Source organism: Pseudomonas thivervalensis (assembly GCF_001269655.1).
In the GTDB taxonomy this organism is placed as follows: domain Bacteria; phylum Pseudomonadota; class Gammaproteobacteria; order Pseudomonadales; family Pseudomonadaceae; genus Aquipseudomonas; species Aquipseudomonas thivervalensis.
Genome location: NZ_LHVE01000014.1, coordinates 303,057 through 323,880, shown reverse-complemented (window position 1 = coordinate 323,880; position 20,824 = coordinate 303,057). Strand labels below are relative to the sequence as shown.

General features: G+C 61.2%; 11 protein-coding genes. 6 read left to right on the top strand and 5 right to left on the bottom strand.

The window, feature by feature from the left end:
* Positions 1 to 79: 79 nt before the first annotated feature.
* Positions 80 to 4,582 (top strand): NEL-type E3 ubiquitin ligase domain-containing protein, encoded by a 4,503-nt coding sequence (locus AD659_RS20965; RefSeq protein WP_153043908.1) that lies wholly within the window; start codon positions 80 to 82, stop codon positions 4,580 to 4,582.
* Positions 4,583 to 4,604: 22 nt separating this feature from the next.
* Here the strand turns inward: AD659_RS20965 and AD659_RS20960 are convergent, their stop codons facing one another.
* The 3 genes from AD659_RS20960 to AD659_RS20950 all read right to left on the bottom strand — a co-directional run bounded on the left by AD659_RS20960 (position 4,605) and on the right by AD659_RS20950 (position 13,593).
* Positions 4,605 to 7,397: an RHS repeat domain-containing protein gene (locus AD659_RS20960; protein ID WP_153043907.1), complete on the bottom strand. Its 2,793-nt coding sequence runs from the start codon at positions 7,395 to 7,397 to the stop codon at positions 4,605 to 4,607.
* Entirely contained in the window at positions 7,394 to 11,836 is a 4,443-nt protein-coding gene (locus AD659_RS20955; protein ID WP_053124692.1) for a SpvB/TcaC N-terminal domain-containing protein, read from the bottom strand. The genes AD659_RS20960 and AD659_RS20955 overlap by 4 nt, the downstream gene beginning before the upstream one ends.
* Positions 11,837 to 12,069: 233 nt before the next feature.
* Entirely contained in the window at positions 12,070 to 13,593 is a 1,524-nt protein-coding gene (locus AD659_RS20950) for a fumarate hydratase (RefSeq protein WP_053124690.1), read from the bottom strand.
* Positions 13,594 to 14,064: 471 nt separating this feature from the next.
* Here AD659_RS20950 and AD659_RS20945 point away from each other — a divergent pair, with 471 nt between their 5' ends.
* The 3 genes from AD659_RS20945 to AD659_RS20935 are packed head-to-tail and all read left to right on the top strand — an operon-like array spanning position 14,065 to position 16,877.
* Entirely contained in the window at positions 14,065 to 15,171 is a 1,107-nt protein-coding gene (locus tag AD659_RS20945; protein ID WP_053124887.1) for a GGDEF domain-containing protein, read from the top strand.
* A complete protein-coding gene (locus AD659_RS20940; protein WP_053124688.1) occupies positions 15,164 to 16,099 on the top strand; it encodes an iron-sulfur-binding ferredoxin reductase in 936 nt (311 codons plus the stop codon). The genes AD659_RS20945 and AD659_RS20940 overlap by 8 nt, the downstream gene beginning before the upstream one ends.
* Positions 16,100 to 16,127: 28 nt before the next feature.
* The gene (locus tag AD659_RS20935; RefSeq protein WP_053124686.1) at positions 16,128 to 16,877 is read left to right on the top strand and encodes an enoyl-CoA hydratase-related protein; all 750 of its coding nucleotides are present in this window, start codon (positions 16,128 to 16,130) and stop codon (positions 16,875 to 16,877) included.
* Positions 16,878 to 17,089: 212 nt separating this feature from the next.
* Here the strand turns inward: AD659_RS20935 and pyk are convergent, their stop codons facing one another.
* The gene (pyk, locus tag AD659_RS20930; protein WP_053124684.1) at positions 17,090 to 18,541 is read right to left on the bottom strand and encodes a pyruvate kinase; all 1,452 of its coding nucleotides are present in this window, start codon (positions 18,539 to 18,541) and stop codon (positions 17,090 to 17,092) included.
* Positions 18,542 to 18,867: 326 nt separating this feature from the next.
* On the opposite strand from pyk, the gene AD659_RS20925 reads away from it, so the two are divergent.
* Both AD659_RS20925 and AD659_RS20920 read left to right on the top strand, forming a co-directional pair.
* Positions 18,868 to 19,242 carry a tetratricopeptide repeat protein gene (locus AD659_RS20925; RefSeq protein ID WP_053124682.1) on the top strand — a complete coding sequence of 125 codons (375 nt, stop codon included), beginning with the start codon at positions 18,868 to 18,870 and terminating at the stop codon, positions 19,240 to 19,242.
* A 284-nt stretch (positions 19,243 to 19,526) separates the two neighbouring features.
* The gene (locus AD659_RS20920; protein WP_053124680.1) at positions 19,527 to 19,886 is read left to right on the top strand and encodes a PilZ domain-containing protein; all 360 of its coding nucleotides are present in this window, start codon (positions 19,527 to 19,529) and stop codon (positions 19,884 to 19,886) included.
* 155 nt (positions 19,887 to 20,041) lie between these two features.
* Here the strand turns inward: AD659_RS20920 and AD659_RS20915 are convergent, their stop codons facing one another.
* Positions 20,042 to 20,410 carry a DUF6124 family protein gene (locus tag AD659_RS20915; RefSeq protein WP_053124678.1) on the bottom strand — a complete coding sequence of 123 codons (369 nt, stop codon included), beginning with the start codon at positions 20,408 to 20,410 and terminating at the stop codon, positions 20,042 to 20,044.
* Positions 20,411 to 20,824: the final 414 nt, after the last annotated feature.

Sequence of the window (20,824 nt, the reverse complement as noted above, 5' to 3'; positions counted from 1 at the left end):
CGGTAACAGGTTTCCCCTGGCACCGGTGAGGGCTGTTCGCTTAGCGTTGAGGTTTATTGGTCACGGATGACTTGATGACATGCCCACGCTAGAACCCTCGGTGGCGACAGCACCGAACCCGGACTTGCTGCCCAATTCTCACGAACGAATCGCCCACGCAGTGCCCCGCTGGTTGGTGGGGCTTGGCTCCCAGCAGCGCGCTGCGCTGCTACAAGCCGCAGGTCCGATACCGACGGGGTCAGCCCAGGCCAGCGCGGCGGATCGGGATCACCTGAAAAGCGCCGTGCAAGCCAGTTGGCAATCCCATGGAAAACTGGAACAGCTGCTCGCCAGGCTCCAGCCGATCGAAACCTTCGCCGAACCGCTGCTGGCCGCTGCGCTGAAAAAACGCTTCAACCTCACGTTGGACGTCAGGCAAACCTGTCTCAGGCTCTATATCCCCGAAGGAGTGTCCGTCGCCTACAGGACCCGAACGCTTTCGCTATTGGACGCCGCCCTGCAGAACTTCGAGGCGAAGGAGGCACGTCCCGGTTTTTTTGACGAAGCATCCTGCTTCATTACCCGCCCCTCGGCGAGTGGGCAGTTCGATATCCTGGCGGTGGGCAACACGCTGACTTTACCGGCGTTCGTTGCGCTGTGCCGTGAGCTGGACATAGGCGGACGTTATCAAACCTATCTGAAAAACAATCTGCTCGAAGAACCTGTCGCCGGTGCGGTGGTGCAGGAGTGTTTCCATAATGACGACAAGGACGCCTTCCGGGCGGCTGCGGCGTTGGGGCGGATCAAAGGCGACTTGGGTCCGCAGGCTCGCCAGGCATTGCAGGCATTCATCGCGGGCAAGCCCTGCATGGATTATCGTGGCAGGCCGTACTATTGCCATGCGCTCGTCCTGTTCGACGTTTCCTTGACCGACATCCTGATGATCGCCCCCGCTCTGGAACAGAGCCGGCAGAACTCGCCAGTCCTGGTGTATATCCCCCACGATCCGGAGCATCCTTTCAAGCAATACAGCTCCACGGCCGCGTTCGCGGCAGCATTGGCCGCTCGATTGCGTTCGGATCGGTTCCAGCAATTCTTCAGTCGCTTTGTTCCTGTCGCCGACCGGGGACGTTTTTCTGCCGCACTGAATGAACAACTATCCAAGGCCCGGCGTGATCTTGTACAAACCCCCAGGCTGCGAATGAGTAGCGAAAGGGTCAGGGGCGACATCTGGGATTGGAGCTACGAACAACGGCTCAATCGGATCATCAGGGATGCCCGTGCGGTGGCCGTGCCCACCGGCGACGAAGACTTCAAGTCCCGTTGGGCGCGTTGGGACAGTTTCATGGGCGTGGCCACGACCGTGCTGGAAATGGCTGCTTTTGCGGCGGCTTCTTTTGTGCCGGTACTGGGCGAAGCGCTACTGGCCTACACCGTTTATCAATTGCTCGATGAAACCTTCGAAGGCATCGTCGACTGGTCGCACGGCCAGCGTGCTGAAGCTGCCGCGCATTTGCTCGGAGTGGCTGAAAACATTGCGCTCATGGGGCTGTTCGTGGCGGGAGGCAAGGTGGTGGGGGCTGTGCGGTCTACCCGGCCTTCGCCGTTTGTCGAGCAAATGAAGGTGGTTCGCAGCCGCGATGGGAACTCGCGTCTGTGGCACCCGGATCTCACGCCCTATCAACAACCGCTGGTCCTCGATGAGGGCGCGCGTCCCCAGGCCAATGGCCTCTTTCTTCATCAGGGACAGGAGGTGTTGCTACTCGACGGTCAGCCGTTTGTGGTCGAGCAGGCCGCGAATTCGGGGCCGTATCGAATTCAACATCCTACGCGGCCGGATGCGTATGCCCCCAGGCTCGCCCACAACGAGGTCGGCGCCTGGGTCCACGAGGCTGAACGTCCGCTGAGCTGGCAAGGGGCAAAACTGATGCGGCGCCTGGGGCACAGCGTCGAAGCTTTTTCGGACGAAACCCTGGAGCAGATCCGCATCGTCAGCGGGGTCGAAGAATCGAGCTTGCGCCAACTGTACGTTGAACACGCCCGGCCTCCAGTGTTGTTGGCCGAAACCATCAAGCGCTTCCGTGCCGAGCAAGGCAGTCCAGTAGCCATCGAACCGGTGGTCGGCGAGGCGGGCGGTGCTGGCGCTCAGGTTTTGCACGGTGAGTTTCCCCAGATGCCCCGCGCCGTGGTGGACGAGCTGTTGATCGACGTCACCGAGGTGGAGCGCCGGCAGATGAGCGAGCGCGGGTACTTGCCATTGCGCCTGCGTCAGTCTGCGCGCCGGGCAATGGATGAATGGCGAATTGTCCAGGCCTACGAAGCGTTGTATCTACCCACGAAGGGCAACCCTGATACGTGGCGGTTGGCGTTGCACAGCCTGGAGCAACTGCCGGGATGGCCGACAGACGTGCGTATCGAAATTCGCGACGGGGCACTGGAGGGACCGCTGCTCGACAGCGTCGGGCCGTCGTCATCGTCCGTGCGCAAGGTTCTCGTGCCGGTGGAAGAGGCGACGCCTCGGCTGTTTGGCGAGCAAGCCAATTCGGTGGACAGCGCCGATGATTTCTACACCGACGTCCTGCATGCCCTGACCGAGGCCGAGCTTCGAATGCTGGGCTACAACCTGGGTGACGGGCCTTTGCTGAGGCGGGCTGTCCAGAGAGCGCCACTGGACAGGGCGACGTTTCGCAAGATCCTGCTGGGCGCAACCAGGGCGGTGGAGGACCCGCCGATTGTCGAGCGTCTGCTCGGGGAACAGCCGGGCTATGGGCGGATCGATGAGCGGCTGCTTGGCGCTGGGGACGGGTTGAACCTGGAGGGGCGGTTCCAGGTGCTGTACCCCGATGCGTCGGAGCAGGCCTTTTCCAAATTCGTCGGCTCATTTCCTTCCGAGGCAATGGCCTTGGAAAATCTCAGGACCCGAGAGATTGAATTCGAAGGGTTGAGCAGGGCACTGGAGGATTGGGTCGCCATCGAGCGGGGCGATACGCTGCCAATCAATCAGCGCTACCACAAGAGAAAACTGGCATCGACCCTCAAGCAATGTTGGCGAGCAGGTTTGGACCCGTCGCCCGAGGGCTACGCACTGGATCTGGATCATCACTGGTCGCACGATTTTCTCGATTATTTCCCAACGTTGGAGGTGAGTTTCGCTCATGTGAGCTCGCTTCAATGGCGCCAGGGAGCGCTTCGTGTCGATATGGGGCCGTTCCTCGATTATTTTCCTGATTTGAAGGCGCTGGATCTGAGCCACAACAATCTCGTAACGGCTCCCCGACTCAATTATGCCGATCTGCAACGGCTGGACCTCGCCGACAACCGGTTGAACCTCACCGCCGAAAACGTGGCTGAAATAGCGGGGCTTGGTCGCCTGGAAGTGTTGCGGCTGAGTAATAACCCAACCTTGACTCTGCCTCCCGACATCAGCCTCATGCCGGAGCTCAGTGTGCTGGACTTGCAGAACACCGGCATTGCCGACTGGCCGCCAGGCTTGTTTTCCACAGCGCGGCCGCCTGCCTTCGAACTGAATCTGATGGACAACCCCATTAGCCGTATACCGCAAGTGACGCCCGGCTCCGAGCAAGCCCGGTTGATCGCACGCACCCGTTTGAGCCGGGACCAACTGCCGGATGATTGTCTAAGGCAATTCCAGGATTACATGCGTTCGGTCGGCTATGACCCGGCGCGCAGTTATCCGCCCAAGGGCGAGTTGACCAGCCAGCATTGGCTCGAAGATGTCGACGCTGAGCAGCGCGTGGCTCGGCAACGGACGTGGGATGAGCTTGAGCGTGAAGCCGGTGCCCAGGGTTTTTTCGAGGTGCTGGAGCAATTGACGGAGGCTGCTGATTACGTCGAGGCGACTTATCGTCCCCAGTTGGTGGAGCGAGTCTGGAGAATGCTCGACGCGATGTCCGAAGACGCGACATTGCGCGAGGAGCTGTTTCGCATGGCAATCAACCCGGATTCCTGTGCCGATGCCGGGGCCCAGCTGTTCAACGAAATGGGGGTCAAGGTCCTGGTCCATGAAGCGTATCGGGAGGGCGACGCCGGGAAGGTCGAAGCCAAGTTGCTGGCGCTGGCCAAGGGCAAGTCCCGGTTGGATCAAGTCAACGAAATTGCCCGCGCCACGATCCAGAGTCGCTTGCAGGCGGGCGAGACTTTTATCGCCTTGGATGAGGATGGCGAGCTCACCGGGACCATTGATGAGGTGGAAGTCTACCTGGCGTTCCAGACCGGTTTGGCCGAGCGGCTTGAGTTGCCATGGCAATCCAAGGGGATGTTGTTCCAGGCGCTGGCGGATGTGGACGAAGCGGCGCTGAGCCAGGCCTATCAGTCTGTCCTGGCGCTGGAAACAGGCGATGGATTGGTGAATCAGATGATCGGGCAAAGGTTTTGGCGACGGTATTTGAAAAAGCGTTACCCACAAGCGTTTCTTCAGAACTCGATTAAGTACGCTGAACAGGCTGAGGCATTGCTTGATGCTCAGCTGACGGGTGCTATCTCTAAGGAACAGTATGAGCAAGGCATGATAGAGCTGGGATACGGTCGCACGGAGTTGCTGCGACGGTTGAGCCGGCAGTTGCTCGAAATACCTGGGCGGTGAATGATTCCAGCCGTGGGTGGCATCAGTCTGGGTAGGCTTTCACCATACGCTTCCATTCGTCATGGGATATAAGCGTCCTTCCGGTAATGATGTTGAATCCGGGGGCTCCATGATCGCTGTCCAGCAGGATGTTGGTGCAATTGAAACAGGCCGGAAAATCTTCAACGACATTGGCACCTTGCAGCTTCTGTGTGGCGAGGGTGACAAATTGAAGATTTTCCTTAACGTTCGGGAATAACCTGATCAAGTTGCCCTGGATGACCTCCGCGTGATACCCGGGAATGCCGGCACTTTGCGGGGTCAGAGCATTGCTCTGCTCGATATGAGGAATGACCAGTTCTCTCACCATATCGGGCAGGGATGCTTCATATTCAATACCGCTGATACCGACTGGGGTCACACTGCCTCCCCTATGGATTTTTATATCGGGGTCCCTGACAGCTTCGATATAGCGTTCACCCAGATGGGTCGCGAATTCGCTCGGGTCGACCGCCAGTATTCCTGACATGAGTAAGTAGGGCTCCCGTACGGTGGGATGTCGAGGCTTATGGACAGTGATTCCTGGAACCTCCTCAACGTTCTTTGGTTGGGGAATATTGTATACATTTGTGATCATGATCGAGGCGCTGGGGTCGCCGTTGTCAAACAGCACGCCAGCATGTGCAGTCAGTTTGTTTTTTGCAGCCGTGGTAAATCTTGCGTAGGGGAATTCTCTATAAAATTCTTCCCGCGCTTGCTTGACTTCGTGCGGCTTTCCCTTTTGCGGTGGTAGGGGGTTTTTCCCCGCCCCTGTCAGCATGCGTTCCGTCTCTTGGCTAAAGGCTTGATAAAATTTTTCCTTGCCCAACCCGAAAGCATCCACAAGCCCGATCGGGTTATTCCCCACCATCGCATACACATTCAACCCATCCACCGGCCCCCCCGGGTCCGGGTTGATCCAGCGCATCATCCACGGTGCGTAATAACGGAACCCGTAGTAATAAAGCCCACTGGCATCGCGCTCCTTGCCGGAGTAACGAACGGTCTTGTAACTGGCCTGCACCTGGGAGTCCGCCGCCCACCACGCCGTGCCACCGAAGGGGTAGTAACCTTCGAGGCTGATGAGCCGGGCGTCCTGGTCCAGTTCCATCACCAACGAACCCAGATGATCTTCAAGGCTGTAGCGCAGCTGGCCTTGCTCTATTTCGCTCGGCCGGCCTTTGGCCCAGTACAGTCCGCGCACGTTGAACGCCGGGCCTTGCAAGGTGCAGACGTGCAATTCTTCGCTGTTGCCCAGGGTGCGGATTTCCAGGCCCGGCAAGTAACGCACGTCGCGCACGTGGCTGACGGAAGCGGCCTGGGCGATGTGCCGCTTGCGCATGCGGATGCCCTGGCCGTTGTAGCTGTAGTGCTCGGCATCGTCTTCGCCGTCGTGGCGTTGGACTTGGGTCACCTTGTGCAACTGATTGCGCCAGTTCCAGGTCAGGTGTTGTCCGGAGGCGGGCAGGCTCAGTGGGTTGCCGCCGGCATCGAAGTCCAAGTCGTCGCCGGGGGCGGCTTCGCCCTTGTGCCATTGCAGGCAGCGATTGCTCGACGGGTCCAGTGTCAGGCGTAGCGTATGCCCTTGGCCTGGGGGGGCGCTGTTGTGAACCAATTTTTCCAGATTACCGCCGTGGTCATACTCGTAATGTTGAGTGTATGGGGTTCGCAAGGACAGGTCGGAGGGCGGGACAAGCCCTGGCAACCCCGGTTGCGTACCCGCTCCGGGGATCTCCAATCCCGTGGCGCTTTCCAGGCGATACAGGCTGTCATAGACGAAGGTACGAATGTCTTCGCTGCGCTGGTTGGCGTGGTAACGCACGACATGGGTGTGATCGGCGATAGACGTGACATGGCCCATGGGATCGTAGAGGTAGGTCAAGTGCTGCAGGGCATCGCTGCCATTCATGGCTTTGAGCTCAGTCAGGCGTCCGTTGGCCGGGTCATAGGCAAGACGGGTCTTGATGCCATTGCCGGCGGTGCACGCCTGTAGCTGACCCGCGGCAGAGTATTGGAACTCATGGGCGATCAGCTCGTCCGTCGGGCTGCCTGCCCATTGCAAATGCACGCGCTTGGGCTGTCCGGCGACATCGAGTTCAATGCGTCGGCTGTGTCCCCTGGCATCGGTCTGGCCCAGGGTGTCACCCAAGGCGTCGTAGTGCCAACGGGTGTCGTAGCGGGCAGGCTCCAGCAAACGCTCGCGCTCCGCTTCATCGTCCGGCCAGTCGGGCATCTCCAGCGTGTCGAGGAAACGTTGTCCGTGATCCAGGGGCAACCCTGCCATTGAATAATCGTCAACGGTGACCAGCCCGGCCGTGTCGTAATGCTCCACCCATTGACCGCAGCGATTGTGCAGGGCGTCTTCGGGCGAAGGGCTGCCGTAGCGCAGGCGACCGACCGTGGCCCAAGCCTGGCCCTGGCCGCGCTCGCGGATCAGCGTGGGCCGCAATTGCGAGTCGTATTCGGTCTGTTGCTCGCTACCGCGGGCATCCCAACTGTGCAAGCGCTCGCCGGCCAGGCCGGACAATTCGCAGCGCAACCCGGCATCGACGTTTTCAGTACGCAGCGGTGTGCCGGACAGGCTGTAGAGGCTGTGCAGGCTGACGGTTGGCGTGCCGTGAAAGCGCGGATCCCATTGATCGATAATGCGCCCGAGGAGGTCATACGCCTGGGCCGTGACCAGCCTTTGGGTTTCGTCGCTTGTTGAACCGCGCAGATAGTCCACCCGACGGACAGGTCCGCCTCGTCCATTGAACACCGCCACGACGGGAGTCTTGCCATGAATCTGCCGACTCACTGGGCAGGCCCCGTATCGGTGTCGTTGTAATCGTGGTCGCACTGGTACCACGGATGATAGACATGCCAGGCTTCATGGCCCTTGGCATTGACGACCTTGACCAGCCGCCCGGGCGGATCGTAGAACTGTTGATCATGGTAGCCATGCTCGCGTAGCGAGGCATCGTTGACGTAATGCCAGTCATCGGCGAAATAAGGACGGTAGACCCGCGTTACCAAGCCTTTGTTGTTGTACTCGACCCGTTCACTGACGCGCCAGCGCGGGTCGGCATCCTGCTGGATCGGCCGCCCATCGTCGCCCAATCTCAGCGAGCCGTCCTCGGCCACGGCATAGGCTTGCCCAGGCTCGACCAATTGCTTGCTTTGCAGCGGGCGACCAAAACCGTCGACGGCGCTGATGGCGATGCGGATCTGTCGCAGTTCATCATCCGGGTAGCGATCGGCGCTCAACATGACGCTGTGGGCCGGCTCCCGGGGCGTGGCCTGGACGAGCGCCCGGAGCAGTGCCTCGCCAACGGTATGCGTTTGAAGTCGGGCCAGACGAACGCGCGCCGACGCGCGAATATGGCCGCTGGGCAGTATGTAGCGGGCGTCGATCCACTCGTCGCGCTGCACCGGCAGCACCAGCGCCAGGTCAAGAGTACCCATCCAGCTCAGTTCCTCGACACGCACGGCGCTGGCCATGTTTGCCAAGGTGGTCGCAGGGTATTCGATGGCGTGAGCCGGTGACAAATCGTCGGGAGGTGTATAGGTGTCAATGGCATCGAAGCCTGCCGGAGCAGCGTTTTCGGTGCCATGGAAGGTGACGCCCAAAGGCACTCCGGCCGGGCCGTAGAGCGCTTCCTGGAGGTTGTCGTTGGCGTCGATGATTTTTTGCGGCAGCAACGAATGGTAGTGGTATTCGACATGGGTCGCGCACCCATCCGGTAGCGTCACGACGGCGGGCATCAGGTGATAGTCGTCGTATTCGACCGTTGTAACGCCATGACTCTGTGTTTCCTGCAACGCTCTGATATGGAAGAAGCCTTCGAGCGGCAGGTAGGTGGCGAAACCGACCCTCTTGGACCATAGGTTTTGCAGGGCATCCTGTTCCGTATCCTCGGGCAGGAACAACTTCATCGGCTCGAAGCCAATCTCAGCCAGTGCTTCGCGGATGTCGAACTGCCCAGGTACCGCGTCGTAGGCGTCCAGCGCCTGTTTGTCGAACTCGGCCACTTCCAGCGGACCGCGCAGGGCCTGGAACAGGATGTCGTCCGCATCATCGCGCAGGTAGGTTTGTTCCTCCAGGGCGATCAGCACCCGGGCGGCCGTCCATTGTTCCGAATCCTGATGGTCGAGGAAGCATTCATAACTGATCTGCTGCGGATTCAGCCCCTCGGGGAGTTGGCCTTTGGACCGTTGCAGCCCGTTGGTCCGAGCGCGCCAGGGCAGGCCCAGCCGCTGGCGTTGCCCGCTATCGTCCACCAGGTGCAGATACTCGGCCCGACTTTCGATGATGTGGAAAACCTGTTGCTGATCGTCATGGGCGTCACGCCACCAATTGATCTCGTCTTCATCTTCGAAGGGCGGTGGGCTTGCGGCGGTCAGACGCCGGGCATAATGGACGATGAAACCGTGCGCCAACTGGCCGTAGCGGTTCCAACCCAGGTTGACGGTGTGCTGGGCCTGCGGGTCGTTGATAAAACCATCGTATTGATGAGTGGCCGTTTCCAGCGCCAACACCAACAGGCTCTTCTGGTTGTCGTGGGGGTAGCGCAGTAAATAACGCTGCCGGGCCACCGTGTAGGGCTTGGTCATGTCTGTCGATACGCCGTTGTGGGTCTCGCTGCGCAGTACATGACCGCTCAAGGCGTAGGCCATATCCCGGGCGGTGTCCGGGTCGGGAACGATGATTTGGTCGACTTCGTCTTGTTCGTGGAACTGGGTTAGCAGCGTGGGTCCCAGGGGCGGCGCGTCTTGGTCGGCGTCGAAGCAATCCCTGAGCGGCGGGTCGACGGTACGGCCGGTATGGAACCAGGTCTTGGCCAGCACCGGTGCGGTGAAGCCGCTGTTCCGGTCTTCTGAAGGCAACTCGCTGTCGAGCTGATACAACCGGCCAAAGCCCCTGAACTCACGGTGATAGCTGTCGTAGTCACCTTCGTAATAGGTAAAGCGCTGGGTCAGGCAATTGCCGGTGATTTCGTCCATCTGTTGTTGGCGGGCCACCAGCGGCAAGGCCATGGGCAGGTAGCAATCCAGCGCTTCGTCCTTCGTCACGCGCTGTGCTTTTTCATCCAGCCAGAACTGCGCGCTGCTGCGATACGTCAGCGTGCTGCTGCAACCCATGTTGTTGTTCGTAGCGCTGAGCATATAGGGACGTGCCGCGACGAAGTCGTAGCGCCAATGCCGGGGTTTCATATCCGGCGTGTGATGGGGCACGCTCAGGATCAGGCTGGCGCAACCCAAGCCTTGCAGATCGGCCAATGTGACTTGGCAGAGGTTGTCATAGCGCAAACCGTCGGGCCAGGACACCTGCAAAGGTGTTTGCTCCAGGCCATTGCCGCCGTGGTTGAAATAGATCTCGAAACAATCGCTTCGCAGGTAGATCAGTGACGGTGCTCCAGAGCCATCCACATCGGCGATTCGCACCCGCTCGGTATTGAATTCCTCGTATTTGAAGGGCAGGGGGCTCATGACAAAACCCGCACCGAAATGCCCATGGCCCAGGTTTGGCCAACACTTGATTTCATCGAAGCGAATGCGGACCAGTTCGGTGCTGTCGCTACCCAACATATTGCCCAACAGCACCAGCTCGCTGCGTACGCCGCTGAACAATGGCAGGGTGCTGTCCGGTTCATGGGGTACGTCCACGCCAGCGGCGAACCCTTCTTCGCGCAGGTTCGCATAGAGGCGTACGCTGTTGGGGCCGATCATCGCCAACGAGTGCAATCCATCGCCGGCCAGATCGCCCAACTGCGCGGCGGGATGCAGGAACTCTACGGGGAAATGCTTGAAGTCCGTGAAGGCCGACCAACTGCGGTCCGGGTTGAGCGTGTAGAAGCCGATCGTGCCGGGCTGGGCGATGACCCAATTGAGGCGACCACTGCCGGTCAGGTCGGTGAGTAATTGCATGACCGTCGAGTTTTCGGCGGCGACGGGAATGCTTGGCAGAAACGTCCAGGGGCCATAACCGATTGCTTCACTGTCACCGGTGGTCGCGCGCTCGGGCTCGCGGTAATACCAGCCGTTGCTGTAGCGGCACAAGAAACCTGGAACACCTTCGCCATACAGGTCGACGCACTGATAACGCCGACCGTGTTCCAGGGCCGGCATGGTTTCCAAGGCAAAAAACGCCTTGGGTGCAACGTCAGGCGCAAAGTCGCTGTATTGAAGTTCCACCGGCGGCGAATACTTGACCCGACCCTCGGCATCCCAGTCTTGATAGTGGACGGCGGTCAACAGGCTGTAGTCCAGCGCCGTCGAGGTGTACTCCAGCAACAGTCGCCGCACCAGCGCCGGTTCGGCGTCGGCAGGGAAACGGTGGAACATCAGCACCTGATGACACAGGCGCCGGGTGCCGATTTCGAAACCGTATCGGTAGCTGTGGAACGGGTCGCTGCGCAGTTGCCAGGCGTCTTCGTCGACGGGCGTCCAGGTGGGTTTTTCCTCCAGTTCGAGGGGGCGTTGGCCGTAGTCGAACAGCAGATGGAAGTGCCACGGCAAGGTCGCCGGGTCCGGTCCTTCGAAACAGTAGAAGGTTTCGCTGGCGGTGACGTTGCCGTAGCACACACGGCGCAGGTAGCGTTGGGCGCGGTAGTCATGAGGGCCGTCGGACACCGCCGGATCCGCCGCATACTCATAATAGATGTGCTCGCCCAGCGGACTGACTTCTTCCAACAACAGCCACTCGGCGATGCGTGTCGGTGGCTCGGGCTCAGGTTCAGGTTCGGGCTCAACAATGCGTGATGCTTCGCTTTTCCCGTAGCAATACAAGTGCCCGTTGCTGCCCTGTACTCGCCAGAACGGGAGGTCGTCGATGGGTGTCCAGAGTTCATAAATGTCGAAGGTGCTTTCAACCCTGGGGTAGTAGCGCACCGTCGCGAAAGTTCGGTCGCCGACTTTACGGCTGGTCTGTGCGTCCAGATCAGGCCAGCGCTCCACCCCGTCGGGGCCAACCATGACATCCTCTTCGTTGTAGAGCGGCACGCCATTACTGGTCCTGCGCCGAATGCTGGGAAGCGACAACTGCATGCCGATGCCGAACGTGCCGTTGCCGCTCTGGCTGCTGTATTGCAGAACCAGGGGCGGCGTCAGGTGACGGGCGCTCGACATGGGCAACGGCAATTCAAAGGAAGCGGCGCCTCGCGTGCCTACCGGGCCGAGGCTGTTGCCGATCGTAGCGATTGACGTGCTGCCGGCGATGGTGGGCGTGATGATCTGGAGGGGCGCTTGCTCTGCCATGGACGTACATCCCTTTAAGCCTCGCCAGGATTGATCCCCGGCCAGGGGAGGATGCCAAGGGTGAGCAGGGGTGTAACCTGTCAGATCTGACAGGTCGGTGGGTTTGCCCGATGAATGGTTGTGCGCACCACCTTTGCGGGAGTGAGCAAGCTCGCTCCCACAGGGTTTTGCTGCGATAAAAAAGGCCGGTGAGCTTGTCGCCCACCGGCCTTCTTCACTGCGCTGAGTGCGTGTTACTGCACTTCCACCGCCAGGCTCTCGCTGATCTTCTTCTGCCAGATGGCAGGACCGGTGATGTGCACCGACTCGCCCTGGCTATCGACCGCAACGGTCACCGGCATGTCCTTGACCTCGAACTCGTAGATCGCTTCCATGCCCAGTTCGGCGAACGCCAGGACCTTGGACTTCTTGATCGCCTGGGCCACCAGGTAAGCGGCACCGCCGACGGCCATCAGGTAGACGGCCTTGTTGTCCTTGATCGCTTCGATGGCGGTCGGGCCGCGCTCGGATTTGCCGATCATGCCCAACAGGCCGGTCTGCTCGAGGATCTGGCGGGTGAACTTGTCCATCCGCGTGGCGGTGGTCGGACCGGCCGGGCCGACCACTTCGTCGCCGACCGGATCGACCGGGCCGACGTAATAGATGAAGCGGCCCTTGAGGTCCACCGGCAGGGTTTCACCCTTGTTCAGCATCTCGACCATGCGCTTGTGCGCCGCGTCGCGACCGGTGAGCATCTTGCCGTTGAGCAGCACGGTTTCGCCCGGTTTCCAGCTCTGCACGTCTTCCGGGGTCAAGGTGTCGAGGTTGACGCGACGGGCCGACGGGCCGGCTTCCCAGACGATTTCCGGGTAGGCGTCCAACGGTGGCGCTTCCAGCGACGCCGGGCCGGTGCCGTCCAGCACGAAGTGGGCGTGACGGGTGGCGGCGCAGTTGGGGATCATGCACACCGGCAGCGAGGCGGCGTGGGTCGGGTAGTCCATGATCTTCACGTCGAGCACGGTGGTCAGGCCACCCAGGCCCTGGGCGCCGATGCCCAGTTGGTTGACCTTCTCGAACAGCTCCAGGCGCATCTCTTCGATACGGTTCTGCGGGCCGCGGGCCTTGAGCTCGTGGATGTCGATGGACTCCATCAAGACTTCCTTGGCCATGACCGCGGCTTTCTCGGCGGTGCCGCCGATGCCGATGCCAAGCATGCCCGGTGGGCACCAGCCGGCGCCCATGGTCGGAACGGTTTTCAGTACCCAGTCGACGATGGAGTCGGACGGGTTGAGCATGGCCATCTTCGACTTGTTCTCGGAACCGCCGCCCTTGGCCGCCACGTCCACTTCCACGGTGTTGCCCGGGACGATGGAGTAGTGGATGACCGCCGGGGTGTTGTCCTTGGTGTTTTTGCGCGCGCCCGCCGGGTCGGCGAGGATCGATGCACGCAGGACGTTTTCCGGCAGGTTGTAGGCGCGACGCACGCCCTCGTTGATCATGTCGTCCAGGCTCATGGTCGCGCCATCCCAACGCACGTCCATGCCCACGCGCACGAACACGGTCACGATGCCGGTGTCCTGGCAGATCGGCCGATGGCCGGTGGCGCACATGCGCGAGTTGATCAGGATCTGCGCCATGGAGTCACGGGCCGCCGGCGATTCTTCGCGCAGGTAGGCTTCGTGCATCGCCTGGATGAAATCCACGGGGTGGTAATAGGAAATGAACTGCAGGGCGTCCGCAACGCTCTGTATCAGGTCATCTTGCTTGATCACGGTCATGAGTCGCGCTCCTCTCTAAAGACGGGAACATTCAATAAGGTGCCGGCCGCTTGGGTGCATCGGTCGACGGGCGGCACCTCTACAAGGCACGCCGGGCATGCTGGCGCGACGCTAAAAAGGCGCGGCAGTATATCGCAGGCAGCCACCCTGTGGGAGCGAGCTTGCTCGCGATAGCGACGGATTGAACAGGTGGGAGGTGAACGCCCGTGGCGAGGGAGCTTGCTCCCGCTGGAGCGCGAAGCGGTCCCGTTTCTGGTGGGCGCTTCGCACCCAAGCGGGAGCAAGCTCCCTCGCCACAGGTAAACGTTCGCCAGGGACATCAGACAACTGCGTCATTTTGGGCCATTGCTTTGACGCCATTTTTCTGCTCCAGAATTGAATGGTCATTTGTCCTACACGCCACTAAAGTGGCGTCTGGCCTGTAGCGTAGGACGCCTCCTGTCAGTTTCCTTTCCCATGGTGAGTCAACGATTGACCCATAACGCCATTCAACGTCTTTTGCTGAAACGCTTCGCTTTGGCGGCCGCGACGTACGCGCTGGCACTGGTTTTGTTGTGGCTGGCATTTTTCAGTGGGCATTACCTGGACTCGTTGCGCGGTGTCATCATCGGCAGCGTGTTGGTCGTGCTGTGCCAGGCCGGGCTGTTCGCGCTGTTTATCACCGACCGCAACCTGCGCTTCGCCGATCCCAGCCTTACCGAAGTCCAGGTGTTGATCGGCCTGGGCTGGCAGACGTGGATGATGGCGCACCTGGACCAGGCCCGGGGCGTGTTCCTGGTGTTCTATGTGCTGATCCTGCTGTTCGGGCTGTTCCACCTGTCGCGCCGGGCCTTTGTGCGCTGCGCGTCGCTGGTGTTCATCAGCTTCACGGCCATTACCCTCTGGGACGGTTATTTCTTCAGGCTTCCCGATCCCACCTTGGCCGGTTTGCAGGTGGCCGTGCTGTTTCTCGTGCTGGTGTGGCTGGTGTTTTACGCCCGCTACGTCCAGACCTCGCGCCAGCGCATGCGCCAGCGGCGGTTTGCCTTGCAGGCGCACCAGGACACCCTGCGCGGGATGATGCGCCAGCTCGAAGACCTGGTGGCCACCGATGAGCTGACCGGGCTGTTCAATCGCCGACACTTCCTGCGCCTGGCCTCCCGCGAACTCAATACCCTCAGGCCCGGCATCGCCCATGGCCTGGCCCTGATCGACCTCGACCATTTCAAGCGCATCAACGATCTGCACGGCCACGCCGCTGGCGACCAGGTGCTGCAAGCGTTCGCCGCGGTCGCCACGGCGTGCCTGCGCGAAGGCGATGTACTGGCCCGTTATGGCGGCGAGGAATTCGTCATGTTGTTGCCCGCTTGCGACCCCCAGCGTTTGACGGCCTGTTGCGAGCGGCTGCGGCTGGCGTTCACCGAGGTCGAGCTGATCGGCCTGCAGGTCGGCCCCCTCAGTTTGTCGGCGGGCATGACGATGCTGGGCATGGACGATGACCTGGACAATGCGTTGCAGCGTGCCGACCAGGCCCTGTACCGTGCCAAGCGAGACGGCCGCAATCGTTGCGCCGCCGCGTGGGAGAACGTCGATGCCTGAACTGACAGTCGCCGGTCGGCACTGGACAGTGGCGGCGGGCAGTAACCTGCTGGACGCTTTGAACGGCGCCGGTGTGGCGGTGCCCTACAGTTGCCGCGCCGGGAGCTGCCACGCCTGCCTGGTGCAATGCGTGGGGGGCGATGTGCGCGACAGCCGCCCAGACGCCTTGAGCCCGGCGCAGCGTGACCAGGGGTGGCGGCTGGCCTGCCAATGCCAGGTGGTCGAGGATGTGCAGATCCACACCTTCGACCCGCAACGCGACGGCCAGGCCGCTCACGTGGCAGCGGTGGATTGGCTGGGCGGCGAGGTGCTGCGTTTGCGCGTTACCCCTGAGCGGGCGCTGCGCTATCGCGCCGGGCAGCATCTGGTGCTGTGGGCCGGTGAGGTGGCCCGGCCGTATTCCCTGGCGAGCCTGCCCGAAGAAGACCGTTTCCTGGAGTTCCACCTCGATTGCCGCGAGCCCGGCCAATTCATCGAGGCGGCCCGGCAGATGAAGGCCGGCGACCCGATCCGCCTGGGCGAACTGCGTGGCGGTGCCCTGCATTACGACCCTGACTGGCACGAGAGGCCGCTGTGGCTGCTCGCCGCCGGCACGGGGTTGGCGCCATTGTTCGGCCTCCTGCGCGAAGCCTTGCGCCAGCATCACCAAGGCGCGATTCGCCTTATTCACGTGGCCCATGATGCGGCCGGGCATTACCTGGCCAAACCCCTGGCAGCGCTGGCGGCCAAGCATCAAAACCTCTCGGTGGAGCTGCTGACCACGGCCGAGGCGCCGTCTGCCTTGGCGCAACTGCGGCTTGTTTCCCGGCAAACCCAAGCCTTACTCTGCGGCCATCCCGACCGGGTCGAGGCCTTTGCCAAGCGTTTGTACCTGGCCGGCTTGCCGCGCAATCAACTGCTGGCCGACGTTTTCCTGCCCCGTGGTTGAGCGCTGATGTCCAGACGCGAGACCGACCATGACCGAAACCCTGTTGCTCGACCGTGAGCGCGGCCTGCTGACCGTGCGCATGAACCGCCCGGACAAGAAAAACGCCCTGACCCGGGCGATGTACAGTCAATTGGCCCAAGCCTTGGTGATGGCCGACAGCGACCCGCAGGTTCGCGCGGTGCTGCTCACCGGCTCCAGCGATTGCTTCACCGCCGGTAACGACATCATCGACTTCCTCGAACAGCCGCCGAACGACCTCGACAACCCGGTATTCCAGTTCATGCTCAGCCTGCTCGATTGCCGCAAACCGGTGATCGCCGCCGTGGCCGGGCCGGCGGTGGGCATCGGCACCACGTTGTTGCTGCATTGCGACCTGGTCTACGTCAGCCGGGACGCGCGGCTGCGCATGCCGTTCGTCAACCTGGGGCTGTGCCCGGAGTTTGGCTCCAGCCTGATCCTGCCACGGCTGCTGGGCCAGGCCAGGGCTGCGCAATTGCTGCTGCTGGGCGAGGGCTTCGGTGGTGAACAGGCGGTCGCCTGGGGCATCGCCACCGAGGCGCTGGACAGCGGTGAAGCGGCCTTGGCCAAGGCTCGGGAAGTGGCGTTGCGCTTCGAATCGCTGCCGCCTGATGCCGTGCGCATCAGCAAGCAACTGATGAAAGCGCCGGACCGGGAACAACTGCGCAAAGTGATCGAAGAAGAGGGCACGCTGTTCACCCAGCGCCTGCGCTCGCCCGAGGCGGTAGCGGCGTTGTCGGGGTTTATCAACAGGCGTTGAGTTTTGTAGCGTCTGGCCCGGCGCCATCGCGAGCAAGCTCGCTCCCACAGGGAGGTTGTGTTGAACACATTATTCATGAACACCACAGACCTACTGTGGGAGCGAGCTTGCTCGCGATGGCGGCAGTTCAGGCAGCACATGTTTCAGCAGGCAAAAACCAAAAAGCCCCACCATTCACATGGCAGGGCTTTGGTTTTTCAGCGCTCGGTCACTCAGACCATCGGGTCGCCCACATGCAGGATCTTCATCCCGTTGGTGCCGCCGATGGTGTGGTAGCTGTCACCCTTGGTCAGGATGACCCAGTCACCGGTCTGCACCACGCCGCGCTTGACCAGTTCATCCACCGCCGCCTGGCTGACTTCGCCCGGTTGCAGGGCGGCCGGGTCGAACGGCACGGTGTAGACGCCACGGAACATCGACGCCCGAGCCTGGGTTTCGCGGTGCGGGGAGAACGCGTAGATCGGCACCGAGGAGCGGATGCGCGACATGATCAGCGGCGTGTAGCCACTTTCGGTCAGGGCGATGATCGCCTTCACGCCCGGGAAGTGGTTGGCGGTATACATCGTCGCCAGGGCGATGCTCTCGTCGCAACGCTCGAAGGTCTTGCCGATGCGGTGGCTGGAGGTCTTGCTGGTCGGGTGCTTCTCAGCGCCGATGCAAATACGCGCCATGGCTTGCACCGCTTCGAGCGGGTAGAGGCCGGCGGCGCTTTCGGCCGAGAGCATCACGGCGTCGGTGTAGTCGAGCACGGCGTTGGCTACGTCGGACACTTCGGCGCGGGTCGGCATCGGGTTCTGGATCATCGACTCCATCATCTGGGTCGCAACGATCACCGCTTTGTTGTGGCGGCGCGCGTGCAGAATGATCTTTTTCTGGATACCCACCAGCTCGGCGTCGCCGATTTCCACACCGAGGTCGCCACGGGCCACCATCACGGCGTCGGACGCCTTGATCAGGCCATCGAGGGTTTCGTCGTCGGCCACGGCTTCGGCGCGTTCGATCTTGGCCACCAGCCAGGCGGTACCGCCGGCTTCGTCGCGCAGTTGACGGGCGTATTCCATGTCCGCCGCGTCACGCGGGAAGGACACGGCCAGGTAGTCGACTTCCATTTCCGCGGCCAGCTTGATGTCGGCCTTGTCTTTCTCGGTCAGGGCCGGTGCCGTCAGGCCACCGCCGCGACGGTTGATGCCTTTGTGGTCCGACAGCGGGCCGCCGATGGTCACGACGCAGTTCAGTTCGGTGGCGGTGGCGGTCTCGACACGCATCACCACGCGACCGTCGTCGAGCAGCAGCTCGTCGCCCACGCCGCAGTCCTTGACCAGGTCCGGGTAGTCGATGCCGACCACTTGCTGGTTGCCTTCGGTCAGCGGATGGCTGGTGGAGAAGGTGAAGGTGTCACCGATCTTCAGCTCGATGCGCTTGTTGGCGAATTTGGCGATACGGATCTTCGGGCCTTGCAGGTCACCCAACAGGGCAACGAAGCGGCCGTGCTTGGCGGCGAGGTCGCGCACCAGCTTGGCACGAGCCTTGTGCTCGTCGGGGGTACCGTGGGAGAAATTCAGACGGGCAACGTCCAGGCCAGCCAGAATCAGCTGTTCGAGAACTTCCGGCGAATTACTGGCCGGGCCAAGGGTAGCGACGATTTTGGTGCGACGGACGGACATGCAAGACTCCTCAAGTTCAAGCGCCAGCGAAGGCTACTATGCTCTTTGGGTGTAGTCATTGTTCATATGCACTACTTTTTCGTTTGTTTTTCGAAATGAACATTCCTGAAAATTTTTGCGCCTTTTAACTACTAAAGCCGAACATTGCTCTTGTGGCGAGGGAGCTTGCTCCCGCTGGGCTGCGCAGCAGCCCCAAAAACAGGGCCGCTCCGCGCCCCAGCGGGAGCAAGCTCCCTCGCCACACAGGTGTTCACCATGGCGAGCGCTTTCAGGCTGAAGATTTTCCCATCCAGGTCGATACAGAGCTCAAGACAGGAGAACCTCCCATGCGATTCGTGCTTTTTGTTGCCCTGGCCCTGAGCGTCACGGGCTGCACCCGTTGGTCGATGAACCACCACATGAACCTGGCCTACAAGGCCTATGACCGTGGCAATTGCGAGCAGGTCATGCTCGAACTGTCCCAAGTCGACCGCGCGAGCCGTGCCCGCCGCTATATGCAGCCGGAAGTCTCGATGCTGCGCGGCCAGTGCCTGGAACGGCAAAAGCTGTTTGTCGATGCGGCGCAGACCTACCAGTTCATCATCACCCAATACCCTAACAGCGAATACGCGTTCCGCGCGCGTGCCCGGCTCGAAACCTTGCAGAGCCTGGGCCATTACCCTACCCGTAGCGCCTCGGCGATCCGTCCTACTGCGTCTTGACCCCCTCCCAGCGGCCAGGCGTCATCCCTGGCCGCCACCCTCTACCCGTCTTGTTTATGAAAATTGATTCATGGGGCTGGTCGTCACCCCACCTTGGGCTATATTTGTACAAGTCGTAGTTAGAGCTAGATCTCTATTTTCTAGAAGCACCTGAGACCGGCAGAAACAGGCTCAAGACGATTGACCGCGTCTGGCACCGGGATTGGGGAGAGCGGGCTCGCTTGGGTTCGTTCCGAAGTGATCGGCAGGCCCGGTATGTGGCCGCAAAAAAAGCGATACAAGACATGTACAGGGAACGCCGAATTGAACGGCATCAATTGCCGTATTTCCTCAAAGTGTTCAACGCCGTCAACGACAGACCCATCGGTTTCCTGGGCAATGTTTCCGAGCATGGACTGATGCTGATCAGCCATCTGCCGTTGATGGTCGGTGCGGATTTCGACCTGCACCTGAAAGTCCCTGCCGACGAAGGGCCGCAACAGAACATCAAGTTGAAAGCCCGGTGTCTGTGGTGCCATGAAGACGTGACGCCACAACATTTCGATGCCGGTTTCAGCCTGCTGGTGGCCTCACCGGACTACGGTCAACTGGTGAGCGCGTTGCGGCAGTATTTCTGTTTTTATCCGTTGCCCGCGTCGGCCTGAGCATTTAGGGGGCAATTACTTTGTGGGAGCGAGCTTGCTCGCGATAGCGGTGGATCAGCTTGCAGCAATGCTGAATGTACCGCCGCCATCGCGAGCAAGCTCGCTCCCACAGGGCTGTCATTTATCCCGGTAGTTCTACAGGTCATTCGGCTTTTTTAGCGCTGAACCCTCGCTTCGTTATCCAGCAGCCTTTCCAGCAACAACACCCCCATCTCGCCCATCTGGTGAATCGCCAGGGCCAGGTTGCGCGGGGCGCCTTCCAAGTCTTCCGATAAATCCAGGATCAACGTGCTCACCGAGCAGAAGGTTTCGTAGGTGTGCGCGAGCATGCCTTCGGGGTCGGCGTCGGGGGCGACGATGAAGTAGTCCGGTTGTTTGTCAGGCTTCTTGTCGGGCTGGCCGTGGTTGGGCTTGAGGTAGTAGTCGAGGGCTCGTTGGGCAGCCTCGTCGAGCTTTTCGGCGTCGAGGGTTTCGTGGGGGGATAGCGGGTCGGTATGCGGAGGGTTAGGTGTGGCTTTGAACATGGTGATCTTCCTTAAATGATGCCTTGACCCCTTCGCGACTAAACGGAGGGGTGGCGGCTGTACGCAGGTTAGTCGACCGGGGAAGCATCACCAAAAACCGGCGCGCCGAAGCGCCCTGCGCACAGCCACCATCAAGAGCAGGAATAGGGAGACCTGACTGATGGAGACGCAATGCATCTTGGTGATGTACCCCGGGCGACTAAACCCGATCACTGAGTTGTCAGCGACACGAATCAAGTTACGGGGCAAGGCCAAGGTGCACAAGCCGGCGGATTCTGGCGGAGTTGTAGTCCGTTGCGCAAGGCGTTGTAGTCAGCCGGTCGCTTCCTACAGATGCCGCCGCTGGTCGGGACTGTCAGAGCTGACAGGTGTTTGAACAGCCCGTCATGTCTCTTACTAGGGCCCCCAAGCCCG